The sequence below is a fragment of the Hungatella hominis genome, from assembly GCF_014288005.1.
In the GTDB taxonomy this organism is placed as follows: Bacteria; Bacillota; Clostridia; order Lachnospirales; family Lachnospiraceae; genus Hungatella; species Hungatella effluvii.
Genome location: NZ_JACOPB010000026.1, coordinates 31,603 through 50,621, shown reverse-complemented (window position 1 = coordinate 50,621; position 19,019 = coordinate 31,603). Strand labels below are relative to the sequence as shown.

Below are 19,019 nucleotides of genomic sequence, written 5' to 3'. Positions count from 1 at the left end.
TACCCTTACTCACCGGAAGCAGCCTTACGAAACGCTCTCATTACCGCCATCAGCTGCACCGGATCCTCGTAATACTCCATTAAACTGCTTCCCAGAAAGAATCCGTCTCCGCCCGACCGCCTGATGAATGCCACGTCCTCCGCGGTCCTGATTCCGCCGCCACAGTAGATGGGGCATCGTACCCCCCTTCTTCTCAGCGTTTCCACACAATTTTTCAGTGTGTCCCAGTCAAAAACCGGTGTTCTCTCCGAAGCTGTGGGCATGGCCTGCATATATACAAAGCCTCTGCTTTCCACCGCCCTTGCCACCGCTTTCTCCTCCATCTGAAAGGATACGAAGGGCGCAATCATAATTCCATACTGATCAAATACCTCCAGGATATCCGGCGCGCTGATATCCGCCGTGATGACTGTGTCCATACCGTTTTCTTTTAAATAGGCGGCAAGACGCAGGGCTCCGATATCCAGAACCGTCTCCTGGTAAAGCATGGGAATTACCTCTGCCTGCGGCTCCTTCTCCTTAAACCGCGCCAGCCGTTCCATGTATTCGCTGTAATCGTCACACTGCCGCCTGGCCGCCGCCATCTTTTCCGCGATATAGTCGGCCTCCATATGGGGATCCCGGGGCGGAAAATTCCATTCGATGGCATCACAGCCTCCCGCCACATATAGCTTTGCCATCTCTACGCTCTTATCCATGGTGGGATAACCGCCGGACAGATACGCAATCAGCTTCATCTTATCTGCCATCTATCCACGTCCCTCCCACGGTCTTCTCCCGATCTCCTCCATGAGAGCTCTGCACAGTTTTCCATCCACCGGATTGGTTATGATACCACCACGTTTGAGGGCAGTTCCCACAATTGCGCCGTCGGCTGACTGAAACTGTTCGCCCGCGTTTCCTGCATGGAAGCCGCTTCCGATCACAACAGGCACAGATACCGACTGTTTTGCGGTACGGATGGAATCTAACGGAGTCTCCTTACCAGTACTCACTCCCGTGACAATTAATGCGTCCGCACCAGAGTCCACCGCAGCACGGCAAGATTCTTCCAGCGATACGGTTTCATCTGCCATATGAGAATGCTTCACCTGCACATCCGCGAAGATTTTTACCTCTTCTGCTCCTAAGAAACGCCTCATGCGGATCACCTCTTTACAGCATGGCCCGATCTCTCCCACTCCTGTGACCACCACGCGGTCCACAAACACCGTGGACCGGATAAAAGAGGCACCTGTACCATATGCGATAGCCATTCCGGCTACTCCGTCATTAAAGGATGCATCCACCCCAACGGGGATTTTGGTCTGCTCCACAACCGCCCGGACGATGGCGGACAATACCGCCACCTGCTCGATCTCCAGCAAACGGCTCTGAGGAAGGTCATTCGTATTTTCCACGATCACTGCGTCGACTCCGGACCGCCACAGCGTAACCGCATCCGTTACAGCCCGTTCAAACAGTTCCTCCACGCTCCCCCGGTAATTCAGCGTACCCGGCAGCGGCAGGCAATGTACCATGCCGATTACGGCCTTCTGTCCCCGCGCCATTTTTTCCATCATCTGATCGATCCCCATAGTTCACTCCCCTCTGTCTGTTTAAGCCATGATTCCAAGTCCGGTTAAAAGGACGCATACGACTATGGTTCCCAGCAGCAGAACCACGGTGCTCACCTTCTTGCCGAGAAGCCAGTAGAACAGCCATGTGATTCCCGCCCCTGCAATACCCGGGATGATGCTGTCCAGCGCATTCTGCAGTGTCATGACACTTTCACCGGAACCAAAGGAAATGGCAAAGTTGGTGGCCACCATGGCACTGACCATGCCTCCGATCACAATACAGCCCAGGATGGAGGCCGCTGTCATAATCTTGTCCATCAGTCCGGATTGCTGAACCTTATCCAGGAATTCCACGCCCAGCCGATATCCCAGCTGTCCACCTGCGAAACGCACGTAATACGAAGGAATACAGTATATTAACGCATACAGTATAGGTCCCAGGATATTCCCCTGCATGGCCAGTGAGATACCGATACCTGCTGCGATAATGCGCAGTGTGCCCGGAAATACGGAATCACCGATTCCGGATAATGGACCCATGAGCGCCGCTTTTACGGAGTTGATGGTCGATGTGTCAAAATTCTTATTTTTCGCATTCTGTTCTTCCATAGCGATGGTCAGACCGCCCATGAACGAATGGAACTGCGGTGTAATGTTGAAAAACTCCATGTTTCGCTTCAGAGACTGAATATACGCCTCTTTGTCATCCGCATAAATTTTCTTTAAGAACGGAGCGATCATAAATGTAAAGGTTTTATGTACCAGACGATCCCAGTTGACGGAAAATCCACCTGTCAGGGAACGGAAACACATTCTACGGATATCCTGTTTTGAAAACATCCGGTCTTTCTCATTGTTGGAATTAAAAGTCGTCATCTGCTGCCACCTCCCCGTTTTCATTTACAGCGTTTACGGTCTTCATGCTAAAATCAAACTTTGTCAGAATGTAGATAACACCCAGAATTGCAAGTCCCAGCACCGGAATCTTTAAATAGGCCGCCAGGATAAATCCCAAAAACCAGTATGGCGCTACTTTCTTGTTCACGATCATGCGCATCAGCATGGCAAGTCCGATGGCACTGAGCAGTCCGCCGGCTACGGTCATTCCATGTGTAAACACCTCCGGAATCTGATTCAGCAGATAGGATACCTGCTCCGCCCCAAACAGCCAGGCGAAGAATACCAGGAAAAACTTAAGGAGGACGTTTAAGGTTCCTTCCATGAACATAATGGCCGCGATCCCCTTCTCATTTCCCTGATCCGCGTAGCGGTCAGCGATCTTGGAGGTCATGGAAAAAATAGACCATAAAATATTCTGGAATGATGTGGCGATAATGGCGATCGGTATCGCCATGGCCAGCGCCATCTCTGCAGACAGTCCGGCTTTAATGGCGAACGCAGTTCCCAGAACGCCGCCGACACACGCATCCGGTGGAATATAGGAGCCGATTGCCATGGCGCCTAAAAAGAATACCTCCAGAGTTGCGCCAATGATAATTCCCTGCTCCACATTCCCCAGAATCAGACCAACGATAGGCCCCAATACCAGCGGACGGTTTAAAAACGGTGTTCCGATTCCCCAATCGATATGTCCGTACGCCCCGCATAACCCCAACAGCAATGCTTGTAACATATTTTTCTCCTCCTTTTCATGGCTATAACATTTTTTTGACAGACGTGGCCTTGGCAGTTGGAACCGTCTGGATGGTCACGTCTTTCCCATCCTGAATTAGTTCCCGTAACAGTCCGACTTCCTCTTCGGTGGCAAATATGGAATTTGCCAGTTTTTCACACCCCTCTCTCGCATCCGTGTAGCCCAGGCTTACCCCGCCAATATCCGGACAACCTTTCAGCAGACGGTATGCGTCTTTTATGCATTCCACAACGATGAAAAGGACGTATTTATCCGTTTTTCCCTCGTTAATGGCAGCAATCGATTCCTCCACGTTCTTGATCACCAGCTTCGCCCCCGACGGTTTGCTGAGTTTGATCGTGGTAAGCCGAAGCGGATCATTCTGCAGCGTATCACACGCAATCAGGATGCAGTCGGCCCCCAGCGACGACGTCCAGGTGAACGCTACCTGGCCATGCAGGAGGCGTTTATCCACCCTCAACAGTTTGATCATAGTTCATCCCTCCTTTAAAAACTGTCGCATTCCACCGGCGTACCCACCGCCAGCGGGTTACAAAATACAATAGATTCTCTGGACAGTTCCACCGCACTGCGGATCACATCGTCAATCGGAAGATCCACATTTGCGATCATCTCCAGAAGCATGGCCAGATTCAAGCCCGCCACGATATGAAGTCCGGGCCGGTCAAGCCTCCGGATAAATTCATTGCACACGCTTCCTCCCATCAGATCGGCTGCCACCAGAATCTCATCCGTCTCCGGTATGGACGAAAGCAGCGCATCTACCTGGTCGTTTAAATTCACCCCCTGCTCCACAAATGCGCAGAATGGCTGCACTTCCTTATGTTCACCCATAATCAGCCTGACAGAATCCAGGATTCCCTCCGCGAATTTCCCGTGGGTTGCCACTATAATATGTCTCATGTTCTCTCCTCCGCTCTAGTTTTTATGCTGCGTTGCGTTAACGCTAATTTTCCCCATCGTCATTGTGCTCGATGAAATCATAGATATAGGCGATTTCGCTTATAGGTATCTCCACGTGGTAATGGTCTGTAATATTCTGAAAGCTCTTCTCCACCATACCTATAAACCCGCTCCGTTCCTTCTTAAAAAGCTCCGGATCCCTGTACGATTCGATCGGATTTTTCGTCACAAGACGCTCAATCAAAAATGACAGATGTATATAAAGACTCATAATCGTATTTGGCTTAAACCGTATATTCAGGTAGTGCTGCAGGAGGTCCAGGGACACCTCGATCCGGTCGGTCAGAGTCACTGGATTAAGTATAGTGAGGTGCTGGATAATATTCTGAAGTGAAAAATTCTTCACCAGATTATTTAGCAGCGTCCGTATTTCTTCCTCGGTAAAGTAATCCTTTAAAATCTCATACACTCTGGGATTACGGTTTAAGGTAATCACCTCGCTGATATCCAGATGAGGCGTATCGAGAAGCTCGTACCGGTCCACGCCAATGGAAAACAGGATATGGTATTCTGAATCTCTGATATACTCTTCCAGACTGTTCTGCTGTCCGGTATTCCAGTACAGCGCCTTCACCGGTATCTCCTTCGGAAAGCTGCTCCAGAACAGCTCCTTCATCTTCAGTGCGATGTCCGTCCCCTTCTCCCCCATGAATAAGATGGCCGGCTCCTTGTTCTTTTCCTGGCTCTCGATCAGACGGTACGCGGAGACAGAATCCGCCGAAGCCTCCCTTAAAATATCGGGAATTTCCCGGCCCTCCAGCAGCATTGAGCCGATATGAACCGCCAGACTGGTAGAAACGTGATTCATGATCCCGAGACGGATTCCCGGAAGTGTTCTCAATTTCTCGTCGATCAGTTCCAGGGAACCCATGTCCACCAGAATAATCATCCTGCTGGACATACAGCTTTTCTCCACATAGTTTTTAAGCGTCTCCGCGATCTTTTCCATAGGAATGTGAAGCGGCATGTCCAGAGCGTCAAAGATGTGGCGCCCCAGTAGTGTATTCACGGCTTCCGCCATGCTGGAAGCCGTGGAGGTTCCATGGCAAATAATCACGGCACTCAAATGCCTGTCGCTTAACTGCTGGTTATAATACTTCAGACCAGCCAGAGACAAGATCACCGTCGTGTCATCCGGTTTAATTCCCAGATTCACCTCAATCAAACCGGAGAGATACTCTACCGCCTCCGCTTCCTGCTGGTATTTTCCATAGAGACGGCGCTTAAATATCTCCGCCTCCTGCCTCCGTTCTTCCTTCTCTCCCAGCCCCAGCATCTGTCTTCTCAGACAGGCCTGAAGCATTTTGGCGAAGTTTCGTGGGATTACACAGTGAAAACGGTTCTCCACAAGTGTGACCAGACCCTCATAGATCACGTCAGCCGGTCTTTTTTCAGGTGCTTCCTCCTCGATAAACTGATAGGTATATTCCTTCATGCGCCGCTGAAACACCTGATACAACTGATCAAGAACTGCCGTAAATGGCCTCTCCCCGGACTCCGCCTCCCGAAAAGCATCGTATACTGCCTCCCCCAGGCCGTATTCCTCCTGTTTCTCGTTCAGTTCTTCTCTCTGACGGGGAGATATCCAGAGTTCCTCCTCAAAATCCTTTTCCACCGTTATGTTATTTAACAACTCCTCAGAAAAATAGTAGGAGTGAATCGACAGCGCCGTCTCATCCTTCTGGTATAAGTATGCCCTCGCACACATTTTCCTTATTTCGCTCTGTAAACCTTCTATATTATTGTCAAACCGGTAATCCACCAGATGGGTAAACACCTTTCTGCTGATTCGGACGGCTTTCTGTATGGAATTTTCTTCCCGCACAAAGAACTGGAGCACCATGCGTTCCTTTTCCTGACGCGACCGCTGTTTCAATTCCGGGCAGTAGGCAATTACCGGAATCCGGTTCCTCCAGAAGTTTTCTATCTCATGGCTTTCCGTCGGCTCCGATGTGAGGATCACGCGCCAGGAAGAATTCTTTTCTGTATTCAGCTGATCCACAAAATCCAGGATACGCGTCTGCAGGGGCTTGTCCAACCTGTGAAACTTCTCCAGGACCATAAGTCCGGTCCGGTTCTTTCTTATCACGGATTCCTTGTCTGCAAACAGCTTCTTGATGACCGCCTCATTTCTGGTGCCGCTGGCATGAAAAGAGCTTCGGATATAGACCGCGTCATCGGACAGAATATCCATGCTCTTCATGTACTGGAAGGTCAGGGAACAAAGAAGGCTCTTTCCCGTTCCTCTCTTTCCGATCAGCATCATCGGCAGCCCGTTCGGCGGATAATACGCCGCTATCTTAATCTGCTCGATGCAATCCGACAGGCTTCCATCAAACCCGATCAGCGACTGAAAGCTGTGGTGCTGCCCCCGGATGTAATCATGAAACTCATCGAGATCCTCAAACATCTCCCGTCTGATCCGAAGCCCCGTGAGTTCTTCCAGGGCCCGGATATGCAGGAAGCAGACAGGGCGCGAATTGATCTTTAACAGCACGTTCTCATGAACAAGCTGGTTCAAATACTGACTCGCAAGATTCCTGCTGATATTCAGCTGTTCCGCAGCAGCCTGCGCATTGACCGTCTCCCAGTTTCCTGAAACGGCCGCCCTGGTCGCATTCATGATCCAAATGACGATTTCCTGTTTTGTGCTAGATTCCATGCGTTCTCCCTCTTTCTGATTAAATTATACCCTGCTGCAATGCAGCTGCGGACTTTGTCAACGTTTTTGAACAGTAACGCCCTTTTTACAGACACTTATTGATATATCGCCTTGATTTTTGTATATTAGTTTTCAATCGCCGCCACTATTGGCAAGTTAGTGTCGAAAAGAGCATGTATTCTGCACATTAATTTATTATACATGATCCGTAAGAATTATTATAGATTTGCTCCGACTTTCCGCTTGCGCGCTTCATCCCATCATGATAAGATAAGAACAAGTACACTTTGGGGGAATTGAGGAAAAAAATTGTGAGCTGGAATATTGCTGCTGAATGCATATCAACCGTCATGCTCTGCATCATCTGGAACTACTCCAGGCAGAGCCATTCATTGCCGACACTGAAAAACAAACTGTTTCAGGTCTGTTTCTTAACGACGTTTCTGGCTATGACGTCGAACATTTTATCGACGATCTGTATTCAGAATACCGGAGTGATTCCGCTGTGGGTGAACTGGCCGGTCACGACCATCTACTTTATCGCCACTCCGCTTATGGGCGTCATCTATTTCTATTATGCGCTCTCCATACTCTATGAAAATCAGCCGCGTTTTCCTAAAAGGTGGCTTTTTTTGTTGCTTCCAGCCGTATTCTATCTGCTCCTGGTCATCTCCAATCCCTTTACCGGCAGTCTGTTTTCTTTAAGCCTGGAGACCCGGTATGAGCAGGGGCCTCTCATCATCACCACTTACCTCGTCTTCTATATTTACTGCCTGTTCACCTGTGTCACGGTCGTGGCACTGGGAAAACGGGTGGATCCCACGATCCGCAATATTCTGGCGTGTTTCCCGCTGATCGCGGCCCTGGTCGTCATCATCCAGCAGATATTTCCGGAGGTCATTCTCTCCGGTTCCGCCGCCACCTGCGCACTGCTGATCCTTTATCTGTATCTGCAGAACAAACAGATATCCATTGACTATCTGCTGGGGATTCCCAACCATAAGGAATTTTTAAACTCCCTCCAGCTTCAGATCAAACGCCACAAGGATGCCTCCTTCACCATACTCCTCGTTTCCCTTCGAAACTTCAAACAGGTGAATGACACCTACGGCCAGCAGAACGGCGACGAGTTCTTAAAAACCGTCTGCAATTACTTGAGCAACACGGTGAAACCGTATCAGCTTTACCGTTACAATGGTGATGAATTCGCCGTACTGATTCCGGAATCCGATAAGGAGACCATCATCCGTCTGGTCAAAGCCATAGACGGACGCTTCAACCAGCCATGGAAAAGCCGTGACTTCCGATGCATGATCGGAACGGTAATTGCCGTCACTACCTATCCGAAAAGTGCGGATACGATGGAAGACTTAATCAACGCGCTGGAATACACGGTTTCCGTCGCCAAAGACGGTAAAAACGGCAACATCTGCTACTGCGGCCCGGGTATGCTGGACCATGTCAAACGGCGTTTTAAGGTGATCGATGTCCTGAAGGATGCTCTGACCCAGGGCGGTTTTCAAGTGTATTACCAGCCCATCTGGTCTGTGGAGAAGCAGTGCTTTACCCTGGCGGAATCGCTTCTGCGCCTGCCTTCCACCCCGCTGGGTCCCTTATATCCCTCGGAATTTATTCCTATAGCCGAGGAGACCGGACTGATCGTGGATATTACATACTATGTGCTGGATACGGTCTGCCGCTTCGTACACGACCTTTTAGACAGCGGAATCACGATGCTGGAAAGCGTCACCGTCAATTTCTCCGGCGTACAGTTTTCCCAGCATAATCCGGCGGAAAAGGTGATCTCCATCATCGAAAGCCACGGGATTCCCTACCGGATGATCAAGATTGAGATCACAGAGAGTGTTCTCGCGGAAAGCCGCCAGGAGCTGGAAGAATTTATCGATCTGATGCACGCAAAGGGCGTGGAAGTCAGTCTGGACGACTTTGGAACCGGCTACTGCAACCTCGTCTCTGTGCTGAGCATGGATGTGGATGTGATCAAACTGGACAAGAGCCTGCTGTGGGCGGCTCAGAAGGACCAGAAAACGGCCATCATGATGAAGAGCCTGGCCCGCTCCGTTCACGAACTGGGCATGCGGGTCGTGTCGGAAGGTGTGGAGACAGACGAGCAGAGGGCATTCGCCGAGGAATGCTGCTGCGACTGGATTCAGGGATATTACTATGCGAAGCCGATGCCTGGAGAAGATGCGAAGCGGTTTCTGGCGGAGAGAATCGAGAAATCGTAAGGGATTATCCCATAACAGAAAAAAGCGAAAAAACAGGGTATGGAATATAGTCGTTCCATACCCTGTTTTTGAAAGATAGACCTATTAATGTAAGATATCGCACACAGGAGATGATGAAATGAAACTTAGAGAAAGCTACACATGCCCCTTAGAACTTGTTCATGATATGATAAAGGGAAAATGGAAAACGATCATTATTTTTCAACTTAGAAATGGAAAATGTTCTTTTTCTGAACTCCATCACAGTATAGCCGGAATTACCCAAAAAATGCTGTTGGAGCAACTGCGTGAATTGAAACACTTTGGATTAATTGATAAAAAACGTATGATGGATATCCTCTAAAAGTGGAATATTTTTTAACCGGGCAGGGGGAAAAGATGCTGTCCGCAATTAAAATAATGCAGGAAATTGGTATAGACTACATGGTCGGGCATGGTATGACAGAAATCCTTGATGAAAAAGGAATTTGTTATGAAACCCTGCCATACGTACGAAAAAGTAAGTAATTTACATAGAAGCTATTATCCGATATCATTTCATTAGAATCAGGAAAGGATATGAGACTATGAAAAAAGCATTACTTATTATCGATGTGCAAAATGATTATTTTTCTAATGGAAAATGCCCGTTGTATAAACCAGAGGCAGCGTTGAAAACGATAAAAGATTTATTAGAAAATTTCAGGAAGCAGAATCTGCCGGTTATTTACATTCGTCATGAGTCTTTACAGGGAACATTTTTTAATCCAAATACAGATGGTGTACAAATTCATCATGATATTAAACCACTGGGTACAGAAACGGTTATTGTTAAGCATGAGCCAAATAGTTTTTATGAAACGGATTTGCAAAACAAACTGGTGGAGAATGAGATCACAGAACTGGTTGTTTGTGGAATGATGACACATATGTGTATTGACACAACGATAAGAGCTGCAAAAGATTATGGCTATGAAATTACACTGATATCAGATGGCTGTGCAACTAAAGATTTGGAATGGAATGGCGTTACTCTCCCGGCCAGCCTTATTCAGAGCACATATATGGCTTCATTAAATCAGAAGTTTGCCAACATCAAGTTGGGTTCAGAAATGTTCTAAAAATATAATCAGTTAAAAAAAGTCCGTAAATACGGGATTTTCCAGTATTTACGGACTTATGGTAACTCTCTCAACAATACAATTCTACTTCTTTCCGCCACTCTCCGTCTCCATCGTCCGTCCCCATCCGGTAATCACCGCGAATAAGAACACTCCAAACAATGCAAACGCATAAATCGTACCTCCGGCCACAACCACCGGTGATAAGCCGGTCAGAGCCGCTCCGATAAATACAAACACGCTCATGAACGGAATAATCGCCGGAATACTGTTGGCCGTTCCGTCAAGCAGGTTTGCTCTTCTGTAAGGATGGATATTCTTCGCGCTTCCCACCTTATTAAGCACCGGGCCGAACGTCAGGATCGAAGCGCTCGTAACACCGCCGAAGATAATGGTACAGAGGCTGATCCCCAGCATACAGATAAGCTCGGCGCCCCTCGGAGTCGTAGCCGCCTTGCTGTTTAAGATGGCCTCCACCATATAATCCAGCATACCGGCTTCCGTCAGCACGCCCATAATTCCGAATACCGCGATAACCAGCCCCACGGTTCCCAGCATTCCCTGCACACCGCTGATCAGGAAGCCAACCGCGGCATTATTGGCCGGATCATTGGCAAATACGTCCTGGAAGGTGAACAGTCCTGCTGCCAGACCCACGATCAATCCCAGCAGAAGTCCGACTCCGATTCCCGCGAAGATGTTGCGGCTCTTAGTCGCCACGATCAGCATGATAATAACCGGAATCAGCATGATCAGGCTGACAGGGCTTGCTGCCGCCTCGATGGTACCGCCCTGATACGTTCCGCCCATACCGCCCAGCACTGCGAACAGCACTACGCTGATCAAGGCCGCCACTGCGGAATATTTTAACCGGCTGCTTACCACACCGCCTACATCGGCCGGATGGCCGTCCTTAAACTGCTGTGTCGATGACGACGCGATGGTCGTGTCACTGATCGGCGCCAGATTGTCACCGAAAATCGCACCCGATACAATGGCTCCCGCCATAAACATAGGGCTGCCCCCCAGTACCACTCCCGCCGGGAAGAAAATAGGGAACGCGGTAAACATGGTTCCGATCGAGCTGCCTGTCGCAGTCGATACCACACAGGTAGCAAAGAAGGTAAATGCCACGAACAGTCCGCCGTTCATACCTATGGTATTGGCCAGCCACACGAAACCGCCCGACAGGCCACTGGCCTTCATCAACGCGCTGAACATACCGATAACGAAGAAAATAACGATAACAGAAACGCTTGTGATCGAAGAGATGCCCTTAATTGCCGCATCCCAGAATTTTGTATAACTGGTGCAGAACACTCCGCCGACCAGCAATGCCACGAATCCACCCATGGCCAGCGCTTCCATATTAAATGCCTTGAAAATAACAAATAAAACGACACAGAAACCAAAAAATATTGCGACTGGAACCAGCGACATAAAAATACCGCCGCGAAATTTCAAGTTCTCTTTTGTATTTGCATTTGTCTCACCCATAACTGCTTCCCCCTTTTAGCAGATCCCCTTTTCCTTTGCAAGTTCTGTCAGCGCCCTTTTGATATCACGGAAACGTCCCGCCGCTTCCTCATCATCGGCAAAACAGGCTGTTACAATCCGTATGTGCCCTTCCCCTTGTGCACCATACGGCGTTCCCTGATTGACCATAATGTTGGCGTGATCCCTTATGTAGTCCGCCACCTCGCCACTGGTCCCCAGCGCGCTCACGTTCAGCCAGCTTAATATTCCGCTCTCACTTGGCTTCATCGTCACACCCGGAATCTCTGACAGGATCTCATACGCTAAGTCCCTGCGGCGAAGCAGGCGCTCATAGTTGCTCTTTAAAAATGCCTCATCCCTTACCGCGGCCACCGCTCCGATGCTGGCCAGGGTATTGGAAGCCCCCAGCACGTTGACGGCCGCGCCGTAAAGCACATCCATGATATGATCATCCGCGTAAATATATCCAATCCGGAACCCGGACAGTCCCAGTCCCTTGGAAATGGAGCAGACCGTCAATGTCCTCTCCCACATTCCGGGCAGCGTGCATGGCGCCACGAACTCGATTCCATCGTAAATATGATCTTCAAACGCCTGGTCGGATACCAGAATCAGATCATTCTTAACGATAAACGCCGCCAGTTCCTCCAGCTTCTCCTTCCGGAACACGGTCGTCGTCGGATTGTTGGGATGGCTGATCAGCACCATCTTCGTCTTCGGCGTCAGCCTCTTTTCAAACTCTTCCATTCTGGGCTGATATCCGTCCTCCTCATAGAGAGGCACCGGAACCGCCTTCGCGCCCAGAAGCTTTGCATTTAAAAAGTTGCTGGGATAGCTGGGATCAGGGATCATGATTTCGTCCCCTTCCTCGATAAACGGCATCATGGAAAACAGAAGGCCGCTGTCCGATCCCGGGCTCACGATCACATTACGGCTCGGATCGATGGGGAGTCCCGTTCTCCTGCTGATCTTCTCCGCCAGCGCCTTTCTTAATGCCAGGTCCCCGATCGGCATCACATAATGGCTGACGGTTCCGCTCTCCAGCGCTTCCATCATAGCCTTTTTTGCCGATTCCGGTACCGATGGATCCGGATAAAACGGATCCGCCCACGCCATGTTTGCGCCGCCTGCCGCAAGGAAGTTTCCCACGCCCTCTCCGACATCGGCCTTGGTCACCGCTGAAAACAATCCGCCCTCCAGGTCTTTGAAACGATCATTCATTCTCCTTTTTACATCCATGTAACATCCCTCCTATGATTTTACAATCGCTACTGCTTCCACCTCACACAACACACCCTTTGGCAGGTCCTTTACCGCCACACAGCTCCTCGCCGGATTCCCCGTAAAATAGCCGGCATACACTTCATTAAATGCCGCGAAGTCTCCCATATCCGCCAGGAAGCATGTGGTCTTTGCCACAGTGGTTAAGTCGGCCCCCGCCGCCTCGAGCACTGCCTTTACATTCTTCATGGACTGGCGGGCCTGCTCTGTAATCCCCCCTTCCACCACCGCTCCGGTCGCCGGATCAAGCGGAATCTGCCCCGATGTAAACACGAATCCATTCGCAGTTATCGCCTGTGAATACGGTCCGATCGCTGCCGGTGCTGCTGCTGTCGCTACTTTTTCCATTTCCCATCCTTCTTTCCTCTAAAATGCACGAAAGGGTGGTATTGAAAGTTACGTCAATACCACCCTTGGCTGTACTAATACTATATCACTAAAATATATTTTAGTCAATCCAAAAATAAATAAAATAATTTTTATTAATTATATTCAATTTTTTCTTAAATTCCGTAAGTGAAGATAGACTGTATTTCTGGAAAGTCCCAGAATATCAGCAACCAGAGGCACGCTTTCCTTAAACTGGAATATCCCCTGCTCTTCCAGCTGAGCGATCACTTCCCGCTTCTTCAGCGATGGGAGTATGGACTGATCCGCCTCCACTTTGGCCTGTGCCGCGGTGACGGCACGGTTCACCAGTTCCTGGGGATTGTCCGCGTAGTTTTCGCTTTCAAAGCTGTGGTCCGCGGCCCTTGGGAGAAAACCGGACACAAAGGTCTCGACCGATGTGTTTAAGTAAAAATTAATGCAGAGCAGGCCAATGACCTTCCCATTTGTCCCCTCGATGGTAATCGTGGAGGATTTCAGCGGTTCGCCCTTCTTGTTGTGGGTATAGTAGGAAATATGGCCGGACAGCCCTTCCGTCTGAATCCGGTTCAGCATGGTCAGCGCCAGGTCCGTCACCGGAGCTCCCTCCGTCCTTCCGGTGTAGTGTCCGTTGATAATCTTGATAACAGAGCTGTCCAGATTTTCCAGACTGTGAAGTACAAGCTCGTATCCGTCTCCCAGATACTCAGCAAGCCCCTCCACCACAGTTTTGTAGGATTCGAGAATCAGATGATCCTCCGGTGTGAAAACAACATTCCCCTGTGCCATAAAACTTCTCCTTTACACCCGCCAGCTGATCCCACTATGGGTCATCTGGTCATTCTCGCTGTTAGAAATTACATAGGAGGTATTCTCCCCCTTTAAAATACTGATGGAAATATGCTGGGCCACGCCCTCTTCGTTGTAGGTGATCTTGAAAATATCGAACAGCGGATCACCCAATCCGCATTTTAAATATTCAGAGAATTCCCTGGAGGCCTTTCTCACCTTGAGCACCTTGTAGTAGCGGTCCAGTTTTGCGTGATACTCCTGGCGCAGAAGCTGAAATACCGAGACGTTGCCTTCCATTTTCTCAAATATCCCCGGGAAGCGCTTAAGCGGAATGTAACACATATCCAGCATCATGGGGATATCGTCCGCATACATGACACGCTTTAAATACACCACCTTGTCATCCACCGAGATCTGCAGGTCATTCGCATAGGATGGCTTCACGAAAATAATGGATTTCTCCAGTATCTCCGTCCGAACCGTTCTTCCCTGGCTCTCCATGGAATCATGAAATCCAGCCAGCTGGTCGATCCGGCTCTGCACTCCGGTACTCAGTACAAATGTACCTTTTCCCTGCTTCCGGACCAGTATCTCTTCCTCGCATAACTCCTTCACCGCCCTGCGAACCGTAATCCTGCTCACCTGATACTTTTCTTCCAGCTCTGCCTCACTCGGCATCCGGTCTCCCGGCCTGTAGATCTGTGCGTGTATATCATCTTTAATTGCGTTCTTAAGCTGCTCATATAATGGAGTCAATGCATTCTGATTTAGCATATCTGCGTCTCCTGTCCTCTTCTTCATCCTTAATGCCCATTTACAATTATATCTCACAAAATCGGTCAAGGCAACCTTTTTAACCCGAAAACCCGCTTCCCTGAGAGCCCGGGGAAGCGGATTTAATCTGCATTTTTATTCCATTTTATGAGGGTAGCCGAAGCCTCCCCGAATCATGCATGTGGCGGCGGAACGGTCGGCGGCATAGTCAAGTGCCTCCTCCATTCCTTTCCCGTCTCCGTACGCAGTTAAAAATCCCGCGATAAAACTGTCTCCCGCCCCCATGGTATCGATGGCGTCCACCTTCTTAATCCCCTGGTGCCAGACCCGTTCTCCGTCATAGAAGACGGCGCCTTTATGGCCTCTCGTAACTCCCACGATTTTGGTCCCCAGTTCATGAACCTTCCTCATCAGGGCGATACATGCGTCCTCCTCCAGGTCGGAACCCGAGAAAAATGCGTACGTCAGATACGGACACGTCCGCTGCAAATACGCCTCATCCCGCTTATCGGAGAAATCGAAGGATACTTCACATATGTCCTTTAGCGTCGGAAGCTCATACTCCAGATTGGAGTAACAGCTGGAATGGCAGATATCATACTCTTTGATAATCTCCATGTCCTCCGGCACGATTTTCATGGCAAACAAGTGCTGGCAGCTGTCGCGCAGCCCCGCAGCGAAGACACGGTCTCCGTCTTTTAGGTATACCCGCGGCTGTGCCGTATGGGCGTACACCTTTCTCGAACGGTCGAAGGTCACACCCTCTTTTGTCAGGCACTCCCTGATGTAATCCGCCCGCTCATCATCCCCAAATACACCGATATAATTAACGCGCTCTGCACCATTTCTCTTACAGTTTACTGCTACATTGACGGCATTGCCCCCCGGAAAATAGACGCCCTCATCCATATAGCAGTCCGTTACATTATCTCCAATTGCAATTAACTTCATTTCCTCTATCCTTTCACTGCACCGGCGGTCATGCCTCTTACAAAGCTCTTCTGCATCAGCAGGAAGAGAACGATAATCGGAAGACAGGAGATGACCATACCTGCTAATACGACGCCCCATTCCGTCATGAGTCCGTCACGGAACACCATCAGTCCTACCGGAATGGTGCGAAGCTTCGAGCTGTCCACAAAGATCGTGGCAAATACGAACTCGTTCCACGCGTAATACGCTGTCATGATGATGACCGTTGAGATGATCGGTTTGGACAGCGGTAAGTATATGTGTCCGTAAATCTGCATCAGCGTGGCCCCGTCGATGGTGGCCGCCTCCTCCAGTTCCTTGGATATCCCGACGAAAAACGACCGGATCAGCATGATCGATACCGGAAGCCGGAACGCGATGTAAGGCAGTATCATGGCGAACAGCGTATTCTTAAGCTTCAGGCTCTTCAGCAGCATGAACAGCGGAAGCAGGCAGACCTGCGGTGACAGCAGCAGGCCGCAGAGACAGAAGAGAAATACGAAATTTCCCAGTCTGCCCTTCATCTGGCAGATTCCAAATGCGGAAAAGGTCGATGCAAAGACCACACCAGCCAGCGTACATATTGTTACAATCAGGCTGTTGAGGAAATACTGGGAGATCCCCCGGTTCCAGGCTGTCATATAATTTTCCACATGCCAGACATCGGGAAGCCCCCACACATCGCCGTAAATGCCGTTGTAGTCCTTAAAGGACGACATCAGAATCCAGAACAGCGGATACAAAATCAGGGCGGCCAGGAGGAATAAAATGGCCAGCCAAAGGAGCTCTCCGGGTCCGTATACTCTTCTCTTTTTTACTTTCACCTTCTCCATCAGCGATCCTCCTTTTCCGTTCCGAAGCTTGCGAACTGTACGGAAGATAAAATTGCCGTTATGACAAAAATCAGCATGGCGATCGTGGATGCGTATCCCATATTGTTCTTAACGAAACCGGTCTGGTACATATGAAGCGACAGCACCATGGTCGCCGTTCCCGGTCCGCCTCCGGTTAAGATATACGGTTCGTTGAATACGGTAAATGCACCGACAACCGTTAAAATCATGGTAACAAAGAACATCTGGCGCACCTGCGGCACCGTTATATAGAAAAAGCGTTTCAGCTTTCCGGCACCGTCCACCTCTGCCGCCTCATATAAATCCCGGGGGATCTTCTGGATGGCCACAATGAACAGCATGGCAACATACCCGGTACTCTGCCACTGAGAAACCGCAATCACCGCATACATCGCTGTCTTCTTGCTTCCCAGCCATACCCTCGTTAAGCCGTCAAGCCCGACCAGCTCCAGGAAGCTGTTTAACAGGCCCATCTGTGGATTGTATATAAAATCAAACAACAGACATACGACGGTCATGGATATCACGGTAGGGATAAAATAGATACTGCGCAGCGTCGGGGCAAACTTATGGAATGCGATGTCCTCCAGTACCGCCGCCAGCACGAGTCCGAATCCCACCTGAATGACAATAGAGATGACAGCATAAAGGATGTTGTTTTTCAGAGAGACCAAAATGGTCTTATCGGAAAGCAGATGCCTGTAGTTGTCAAACCCCACCCATTCCTTCGTTGTGGAAGACAGGGTAAAGGACTGAAAACTGTATATAAAATTTTTAATCAGCGGAAAATATACGAATATTCCCAGAATCAGAATAGCTGGTATGGCAAATGCCAATGCCTGTAAATTTCTTTTTTTCTCTCTTTTCAAGCGGATAGCCCCCCCGTTACCTTTTATTAATGTAAGGCAGCCGCAGCCTCCTTTACCTGTTCCATAACACTTTCCGGAGTCTCGTCGCCGGTAGCAATCGCCTGTGCCCCCTGGCCGTATACGGTATAAACGGACGCGTCGCAGGCATTGTCAAACCACGGTACCAGCGTGGATGCGGACTTGATAATCTCCATCGCCTCCAGCTGTGCCGGGAGGGCATTGGTTTCATCCACTGCACCCGCTACGCTGGATATCTCTCCGCTCTTTGTTGTCAGAGCTTCTCCGCCCTTCTTGCTGACCAGCCACTTTAAGAACTTCACACACTCTTCCGGATTCTTAGACTTGTTGCTGATCATAAATCCTTCCGGCGCGCCGGTCAGTCCTTCCGGATCGCCTTTTCCATCTTCGAAAGCCGGGAAATTGAAGAAGCCGTATTCAAAGCCTTCCGGAATAACCTTTTCAAGCATGGTGATCTCTGCGAACTGTAAATACATAATCGGAGCCTCTCCGGTTGCAAAGTATGTATTTCTGGCTGTTTCATGATCGATGGCTACACAGGTATCTCCCATGTAGGAGGTGAGCTGTTTCCATTTTTCAAGCACCTCTACGTAGGCCGGATCTGTAAATTCACCGGTCGCTGCATCGTAATCCTTTGCGATCACAGCCGGATCTACCATTCTCTGATTCATGGTTCCCAGATAGTGAAGAATTGCCCAGTTATCGGATAATCCCTCAACCACCGGGGTCTCATAACCGGCTGCCTTCAGAGTGTCCAGCGCCGCGATAAATTCATTCCATGTCTTCGGCACTTCCAGGTTGTTTTCTGCGAATATCTTCTTATTATAATAGAAAGCCTTGCCATCCTGCGACCACGGAACCCCATAGATCTTTCCATCAAAGGTAAAGCCATCGACGCTGGCTCCTGCAATCTTGGAGGACCACTCGGTGTCACCGTCATAGATGTCGTTCAGCTCCATGACATTGCCGGAGTCAATCATTTCTTTTGCAAAGGTTCCCGACCAGGAAGAGAAGATATCCGGAACTTCGTCTGTCGCAACGACCATACGGATTTTTTCTTTGTACTGATCGTTTAAGATGCAGTCCATGTTGATTGTGACGTTTGGATTCTCGGCCATGTATTCCTGGATCAGTTCCTGAAACATGGAATTCTTCGGGTCGTTGGGCCAGCGGTGGAAGAAGTTAATCACTACCTTCTCTCCGGATCCCTCTTCTGCCTTCGCTTCGCCGCCTGCCGCAGTGGTATCCGCCGCCTTACTCTCCGGCGCTGCGGGTGCCTTGGCATCCCCGCCATCCTTTGCCCCGCCGCATGCGGTCAGTGACAGTCCCATGGTAAGAGCCAGTGCAAGTGCCATGATTTTCTTAATACTTTTCTTCATATGATATCCTCCTCGTTCTTTTCTAAAAAC

Annotated in this window: 18 protein-coding genes and 1 pseudogene; 3 read left to right on the top strand and 16 right to left on the bottom strand. The window is 49.6% G+C overall.

Features of this window, described 5'->3' with window-relative positions:
* Positions 1-5: 5 nt before the first annotated feature.
* Genes H8S75_RS29830 through H8S75_RS29800 form a run of 7 tightly spaced genes read right to left on the bottom strand, consistent with a single transcriptional unit; the run spans position 6 to position 6,838 of the window.
* On the bottom strand, positions 6-749 hold the full coding sequence (locus tag H8S75_RS29830) for a tryptophan synthase subunit alpha (RefSeq protein ID WP_187024608.1): 744 nt from the start codon (positions 747-749) through the stop codon (positions 6-8).
* Positions 750-1,577, bottom strand: coding sequence for a BtpA/SgcQ family protein (locus H8S75_RS29825; RefSeq protein ID WP_243270523.1), 828 nt, complete (start codon positions 1,575-1,577; stop codon positions 750-752). It lies immediately after the preceding gene.
* Between the two features lie 21 nt (positions 1,578-1,598).
* Positions 1,599-2,435, bottom strand: coding sequence for a PTS system mannose/fructose/sorbose family transporter subunit IID (locus H8S75_RS29820; RefSeq protein ID WP_187024607.1), 837 nt, complete (start codon positions 2,433-2,435; stop codon positions 1,599-1,601).
* Positions 2,422-3,192 (bottom strand): PTS mannose/fructose/sorbose/N-acetylgalactosamine transporter subunit IIC, encoded by a 771-nt coding sequence (locus tag H8S75_RS29815; RefSeq protein ID WP_055660326.1) that lies wholly within the window; start codon positions 3,190-3,192, stop codon positions 2,422-2,424. Before H8S75_RS29815 ends, H8S75_RS29820 begins: the two co-directional genes overlap by 14 nt.
* A gap of 22 nt (positions 3,193-3,214) precedes the next feature.
* Positions 3,215-3,685, bottom strand: coding sequence for a PTS sugar transporter subunit IIB (locus H8S75_RS29810; protein WP_187024606.1), 471 nt, complete (start codon positions 3,683-3,685; stop codon positions 3,215-3,217).
* A 14-nt stretch (positions 3,686-3,699) separates the two neighbouring features.
* Positions 3,700-4,116, bottom strand: a complete 417-nt coding sequence (locus H8S75_RS29805; protein ID WP_187024605.1) for a PTS sugar transporter subunit IIA — start codon at positions 4,114-4,116, stop codon at positions 3,700-3,702.
* 43 nt (positions 4,117-4,159) lie between these two features.
* The gene (locus H8S75_RS29800; protein ID WP_187024604.1) at positions 4,160-6,838 is read right to left on the bottom strand and encodes a PRD domain-containing protein; all 2,679 of its coding nucleotides are present in this window, start codon (positions 6,836-6,838) and stop codon (positions 4,160-4,162) included.
* Positions 6,839-7,149: 311 nt separating this feature from the next.
* Between H8S75_RS29800 and H8S75_RS29795 the strand changes: the two genes are divergently transcribed.
* The 3 genes and pseudogenes from H8S75_RS29795 to H8S75_RS29785 all read left to right on the top strand — a co-directional run bounded on the left by H8S75_RS29795 (position 7,150) and on the right by H8S75_RS29785 (position 10,187).
* On the top strand, positions 7,150-9,087 hold the full coding sequence (locus tag H8S75_RS29795; RefSeq protein ID WP_187024603.1) for an EAL domain-containing protein: 1,938 nt from the start codon (positions 7,150-7,152) through the stop codon (positions 9,085-9,087).
* A 118-nt stretch (positions 9,088-9,205) separates the two neighbouring features.
* Positions 9,206-9,594, top strand: a pseudogene (locus H8S75_RS29790) (winged helix-turn-helix transcriptional regulator).
* 59 nt (positions 9,595-9,653) lie between these two features.
* A complete protein-coding gene (locus H8S75_RS29785) occupies positions 9,654-10,187 on the top strand; it encodes a cysteine hydrolase family protein (protein ID WP_187024602.1) in 534 nt (177 codons plus the stop codon).
* An 84-nt stretch (positions 10,188-10,271) separates the two neighbouring features.
* Here the strand turns inward: H8S75_RS29785 and H8S75_RS29780 are convergent, their stop codons facing one another.
* The 9 genes from H8S75_RS29780 to H8S75_RS29740 form a co-directional block, all read right to left on the bottom strand.
* A complete protein-coding gene (locus tag H8S75_RS29780) occupies positions 10,272-11,684 on the bottom strand; it encodes a Na+/H+ antiporter NhaC family protein (protein WP_055660306.1) in 1,413 nt (470 codons plus the stop codon).
* A gap of 15 nt (positions 11,685-11,699) precedes the next feature.
* Positions 11,700-12,923, bottom strand: coding sequence for a pyridoxal phosphate-dependent aminotransferase (locus H8S75_RS29775; RefSeq protein ID WP_117623645.1), 1,224 nt, complete (start codon positions 12,921-12,923; stop codon positions 11,700-11,702).
* A gap of 12 nt (positions 12,924-12,935) precedes the next feature.
* Positions 12,936-13,313 carry a RidA family protein gene (locus tag H8S75_RS29770; RefSeq protein WP_187024601.1) on the bottom strand — a complete coding sequence of 126 codons (378 nt, stop codon included), beginning with the start codon at positions 13,311-13,313 and terminating at the stop codon, positions 12,936-12,938.
* A 144-nt stretch (positions 13,314-13,457) separates the two neighbouring features.
* A complete protein-coding gene (locus tag H8S75_RS29765; RefSeq protein WP_002602241.1) occupies positions 13,458-14,120 on the bottom strand; it encodes a helix-turn-helix transcriptional regulator in 663 nt (220 codons plus the stop codon).
* 12 nt (positions 14,121-14,132) lie between these two features.
* Complete coding sequence (locus H8S75_RS29760; RefSeq protein ID WP_025531050.1) at positions 14,133-14,897, bottom strand: GntR family transcriptional regulator; 765 nt, start codon at positions 14,895-14,897, stop codon at positions 14,133-14,135.
* Positions 14,898-15,032: 135 nt separating this feature from the next.
* Positions 15,033-15,848: a PfkB family carbohydrate kinase gene (locus H8S75_RS29755; protein ID WP_025531049.1), complete on the bottom strand. Its 816-nt coding sequence runs from the start codon at positions 15,846-15,848 to the stop codon at positions 15,033-15,035.
* A 5-nt stretch (positions 15,849-15,853) separates the two neighbouring features.
* Complete coding sequence (locus H8S75_RS29750; RefSeq protein ID WP_187024600.1) at positions 15,854-16,702, bottom strand: carbohydrate ABC transporter permease; 849 nt, start codon at positions 16,700-16,702, stop codon at positions 15,854-15,856.
* A complete protein-coding gene (locus H8S75_RS29745) occupies positions 16,702-17,592 on the bottom strand; it encodes a carbohydrate ABC transporter permease (protein ID WP_187024599.1) in 891 nt (296 codons plus the stop codon). The genes H8S75_RS29750 and H8S75_RS29745 overlap by 1 nt, the downstream gene beginning before the upstream one ends.
* 26 nt (positions 17,593-17,618) lie before the next feature.
* Positions 17,619-18,989 carry an ABC transporter substrate-binding protein gene (locus H8S75_RS29740; protein WP_187024598.1) on the bottom strand — a complete coding sequence of 457 codons (1,371 nt, stop codon included), beginning with the start codon at positions 18,987-18,989 and terminating at the stop codon, positions 17,619-17,621.
* Positions 18,990-19,019: the final 30 nt, after the last annotated feature.

Excerpts from the sequence above, each read along its gene's own strand:
- H8S75_RS29755 (WP_025531049.1), bottom strand. The coding sequence starts at position 15,848 with ATGAAGTTAATTGCAATTGGAGATAATGTAACGGACTGCTATATGGAT.
- H8S75_RS29810 (WP_187024606.1), bottom strand. The coding sequence starts at position 3,685 with ATGATCAAACTGTTGAGGGTGGATAAACGCCTCCTGCATGGCCAGGTA.
- H8S75_RS29820 (WP_187024607.1), bottom strand. The coding sequence starts at position 2,435 with ATGACGACTTTTAATTCCAACAATGAGAAAGACCGGATGTTTTCAAAA.
- H8S75_RS29805 (WP_187024605.1), bottom strand. The coding sequence starts at position 4,116 with ATGAGACATATTATAGTGGCAACCCACGGGAAATTCGCGGAGGGAATC.
- H8S75_RS29800 (WP_187024604.1), bottom strand. The coding sequence starts at position 6,838 with ATGGAATCTAGCACAAAACAGGAAATCGTCATTTGGATCATGAATGCG.
- H8S75_RS29765 (WP_002602241.1), bottom strand. The coding sequence starts at position 14,120 with ATGGCACAGGGGAATGTTGTTTTCACACCGGAGGATCATCTGATTCTC.
- H8S75_RS29825 (WP_243270523.1), bottom strand. The coding sequence starts at position 1,577 with ATGGGGATCGATCAGATGATGGAAAAAATGGCGCGGGGACAGAAGGCC.
- H8S75_RS29770 (WP_187024601.1), bottom strand. The coding sequence starts at position 13,313 with ATGGAAAAAGTAGCGACAGCAGCAGCACCGGCAGCGATCGGACCGTAT.
- H8S75_RS29830 (WP_187024608.1), bottom strand. The coding sequence starts at position 749 with ATGGCAGATAAGATGAAGCTGATTGCGTATCTGTCCGGCGGTTATCCC.
- H8S75_RS29760 (WP_025531050.1), bottom strand. The coding sequence starts at position 14,897 with ATGCTAAATCAGAATGCATTGACTCCATTATATGAGCAGCTTAAGAAC.
- H8S75_RS29750 (WP_187024600.1), bottom strand. The coding sequence starts at position 16,702 with ATGGAGAAGGTGAAAGTAAAAAAGAGAAGAGTATACGGACCCGGAGAG.
- H8S75_RS29740 (WP_187024598.1), bottom strand. The coding sequence starts at position 18,989 with ATGAAGAAAAGTATTAAGAAAATCATGGCACTTGCACTGGCTCTTACC.
- H8S75_RS29815 (WP_055660326.1), bottom strand. The coding sequence starts at position 3,192 with ATGTTACAAGCATTGCTGTTGGGGTTATGCGGGGCGTACGGACATATC.
- H8S75_RS29785 (WP_187024602.1), top strand. The coding sequence starts at position 9,654 with ATGAAAAAAGCATTACTTATTATCGATGTGCAAAATGATTATTTTTCT.
- H8S75_RS29780 (WP_055660306.1), bottom strand. The coding sequence starts at position 11,684 with ATGGGTGAGACAAATGCAAATACAAAAGAGAACTTGAAATTTCGCGGC.
- H8S75_RS29775 (WP_117623645.1), bottom strand. The coding sequence starts at position 12,923 with ATGGATGTAAAAAGGAGAATGAATGATCGTTTCAAAGACCTGGAGGGC.